The sequence below is a fragment of the Candidatus Collinsella stercoripullorum genome (genome assembly GCF_027669965.1).
Classification (GTDB): Bacteria; Actinomycetota; Coriobacteriia; order Coriobacteriales; family Coriobacteriaceae; genus Collinsella; species Collinsella stercoripullorum.
Map to the genome: position 1 here is coordinate 1 of NZ_JAQECM010000085.1, position 3,539 is coordinate 3,539.

3 protein-coding genes and 1 riboswitch are annotated in these 3,539 nt (G+C 70.8%); all 3 genes read left to right on the forward strand.

Features of this window, described 5'->3' with window-relative positions; translation table 11 throughout:
- Positions 1-138: 138 nt before the first annotated feature.
- Positions 139-1,848 carry an alpha,alpha-phosphotrehalase gene (locus PHA29_RS10325; RefSeq protein WP_270849547.1) on the forward strand — a complete coding sequence of 570 codons (1,710 nt, stop codon included), beginning with the start codon at positions 139-141 and terminating at the stop codon, positions 1,846-1,848.
- Between the two features lie 178 nt (positions 1,849-2,026).
- A riboswitch (TPP riboswitch) is annotated at positions 2,027-2,150 on the forward strand.
- 48 nt (positions 2,151-2,198) lie between these two features.
- Positions 2,199-2,507 carry a thiamine-binding protein gene (locus PHA29_RS10330; protein WP_270403831.1) on the forward strand — a complete coding sequence of 103 codons (309 nt, stop codon included), beginning with the start codon at positions 2,199-2,201 and terminating at the stop codon, positions 2,505-2,507.
- A complete protein-coding gene (locus PHA29_RS10335; RefSeq protein WP_270403829.1) occupies positions 2,491-3,306 on the forward strand; it encodes an ABC transporter permease in 816 nt (271 codons plus the stop codon). The genes PHA29_RS10330 and PHA29_RS10335 overlap by 17 nt, the downstream gene beginning before the upstream one ends.
- The last annotated feature ends 233 nt before the right edge of the window (positions 3,307-3,539 follow it).

Genomic DNA, 3,539 nt, shown 5'->3' on the forward strand with positions numbered 1-3,539 from the left:
GGGCCGCGCCCGCTGCAGGGGGCGGGCGCGGCGCCGGGCGGGGCCGCGGGAAGGCGGGGTCCGTCCGGCCCCGCATGGGGCGCCGGGTGCGCGCAGGGGCGCCTTCGGCATCGGATCTTAGGGAAAGGGGTGCGCAGCATGGCTGCCATCGAGAGGGATTTCAAGCGAAGCGTCATCTACCAGGTCTACGTCAAGAGCTTCTGCGACAGCGACGGGGACGGCGTGGGCGACCTTCCGGGCGTCACGTCTAAGCTGGATTACCTCGCCGCGCTCGGCGTGGACTACGTGTGGCTCACGCCGTTCTACCCGTCGCCCCAGCGCGACGGCGGCTACGACGTGTCCGACTACCGCGCCGTGGACCCGCTGTTCGGCACCATGGGGGATTTCGACGAGCTCGTCGCCCAGGCGCATCGGCGCGGCATCGGCGTCATGCTCGACATGGTGCTGTGCCACACCTCCGACCGGCACGCGTGGTTCCAGCGGGCGCTGGCGGGCGAGGAGCGCTTCCGCCGCTTCTACATCCTGCGCGACGGCCGCAGGTCGAGCGGCCCGGGCGACCCCGGCGAGCCGCCCACCAACTGGCAGTGCGCCTTCGGCGGGCCGGCGTGGGAATGGGAGCCGCGCCTGGGGAAGTGGTACCTGCACATGCACGATGTGAGTCAGCCCGACCTCGACTGGACGAACCCCGAGGTGCGCCGCGCCTGCGCCGACGTGGTGCGCTTCTGGAAGGAGCGCGGGGTGGACGGCTTCCGCTTCGATGTGGTGAGCCTCATCTCCAAGCCCGAGGTGTTCGAGGACACGCCGGACGGCTCGTGCCGCCGCCTCGTGGCCGACGGCCCGCACGTCCACGAGTACCTGCAGGAGCTGGTGGCGCAGGCCGGCATCGACGGCATGCTCACCGTGGGCGAGATGGCCGCGACCACGCTGGGGAACTGCATCCGCTACACGCGCCCGGAGGACCATGAGCTGAGCATGACGTTCAGCTTCCACCACCTCAAGGTCGATTACGCGGACGGCGACAAGTGGGCGCTGAAGGAGCCGGATATCGCGGAGCTGCGGAGGCTCTTCAGGGACTGGCAGGAGGGCATGCAGGCCGGCGGCGGCTGGAACGCGCTGTTCTGGGACAACCACGACCAGCCCCGCGCCGTGACGCGCTTCGGCGGGCGCGAGGGCGCGGGCGAGCGCGGCTCCTCCTGGGACCGCGTGGGCAAGATGCTCGCCGTGCTGAGCTTCACCATGCAGGGCACGCCCTATATCTACCAGGGCGACGAGCTGGGCATGGCCAACGCCGGCTACGCGTCCATCGACGCGTACGCCGACGTCGAGAGCGTGAACGCCTACCGCCTGCTCGTGGAGGGCGGAGCGTCGGCGGACGAGGCGCTGCGCATCGTGGGGGAGCGCTCGCGCGACAACGGCCGCACGCCCATGCAGTGGACCGGCGGCCATGCGGCGGGCTTCACCGACGGCAAGCCCTGGCTGGCGGTGCCCGCGACCGCCGGGAAGGTGAACGCCGAGGCCGAGGACGGCGTCGAGGGCTCCATGCTCGAGTTCTACCGCGACCTCGTGCGCCTGCGCCACGATCTGCCCGTGCTCGCCGAGGGGCGTGTGCGCTTCCTGGACGCCGGCGCGGGCGCGCCGAAGGTTATCGCGTTCGAGCGGACCTTGGGGGATGCGCGCCTCGTGAGCGTCTGCTCCTTCGATGCAAGGGCCTGCACGGTCGACGGCGGCGATCTGGCGCTCGGCGACGGGTACCGCCGCCTGGCGGGCAACTACGACGACGAGCCCCTGCGCGCGGACGACGGCTCGCTTGCCCTGCGCCCGCAGGAGGCGGTCGTTTACCTGCAATAGCGCCAGTTGGATGGACGGGGCGAGGCGACGCCGAAGCGGGACGGCCGCCTCACCCCGCCGGATTCTCTTCCGAACGGTATGGATTCGTTGGGGACGGGTTCGTTCCGATTCATCGCGATGGCCTGCGCGGTCGCGATGGGCTGGAACGAACCCGTCCCCAACGCACGTGCTATACTTCGACCGACATACGGGGAGCTGGAGGACTCCGGCTGAGAGGAAGCCCGCGCGGACGCCCCGCGCACCGCTTCGACCCGAAACCTGATCCGGGTAATGCCGGCGTAGGGACATGCGACCATGTGTGAAGCCCCTACGATGAGAGGGGCTTTTCCATGCCCCGGGAGGGAGGAGCCATGGAGGCCAGCGTCGCCATCCAGGTGCTGCCGCAAAACGTCGGGACCGACGAGGAGGTCTGCCGCATCGTCGACGAGGCCATCGCCTACATCCGCTCGAAGTTCCCCGATGCCTACGTGGGTCCGTTCGAGACCGCCATCGAGGGCGACTACGACCTGTGCATGGAGGTGCTCGCCGAGGTGAACCGCATCGTCATCAAGGCGGGGGCCGACAAGGTCGCGACCTACGCGAAGATCTTCTTCGCCCCCGAGCGCGGCCTGCTCACCACCGAGCAGAAGGTCGGCAAGTACCATGGGCGCGAGGCCTAAGGAGGTCGACGGCGCCCGCGGGCGGGCCTCCGCGCGCTCGGCGCTCGCCGGGCTCGCCGCCCCGCTCACCGTGGCGGCGCTCGTGGCGCTGTGGCAGCTCGTGTGCTCCGTCGGGCTCGTCCCGTCCTTCCTGCTCCCGAGCCCCGTGGCCGTGGTCCAGGCGCTCGTGGCAGATTGGCCGCTGCTCGCCGGGCATGCCGCGACCTCTCTGGCGGAGGCCGCCTTGGGGCTCGGCGCGGGCATCGCGCTCGGCTTCGGGGCCGCGGTGCTCATGGACCGCTTCGAGCTCGTGTACCGCGCGTTCTACCCGCTCGTCGTCCTCACGCAGACCGTCCCCACCGTGGCCATCGCGCCGCTTCTGGTGCTGTGGTTCGGCTACGGGATCCTGCCCAAGGTGGTGCTCATCGTGGTGACGACGTTCTTCCCCATCACGGTGGGGCTGCTCGACGGGTTCCGCTCGGTGGACCCCGACGCCATCGACCTCATGCGCTCCATGGGCGCCGGGCGCGCGCAGATCATGCGCCACGCCAAGCTCCCGGCCTCGCTGCCGCACTTCTTCTCGGGGCTCAAGATCTCGGCGACCTACGCCATCGTCGGCGCGGTCATCGCCGAGTGGCTCGGCGGCTTCTCGGGGCTCGGCGTATACATGACGCGCGTGCGCAGCGCCTACGCGTTCGACAAGATGTTCGCGGTCATCCTGCTCATCTCCGCCATGTCGCTCGCGCTGATGTGGGCGGTGGGGATGATCCGCCGCGCCGTCATGCCCTGGGAGCGCGCCGCCGGCCGCGACGAGCGCTGAAGCGCACCCGGGCGGTGCCGCATGCGCCTGCGGGCCGTGTCGGTCCGCGTCCGCCGCGCCGTACCGGGCGCGCTGTACGCGACGCTTGGCACCGCATGCGCCGCGCGCCCCTCTTCCACCCATCCCCTCTTCGATCCGTAAGGAGAACGCCATGAACCGTATCGAAAGCATCCTCGCCGCGCGCGCGGCGTCCCGTCCCCTGACGCGCCGCTCGCTGCTGCGCGCCGGCCTGG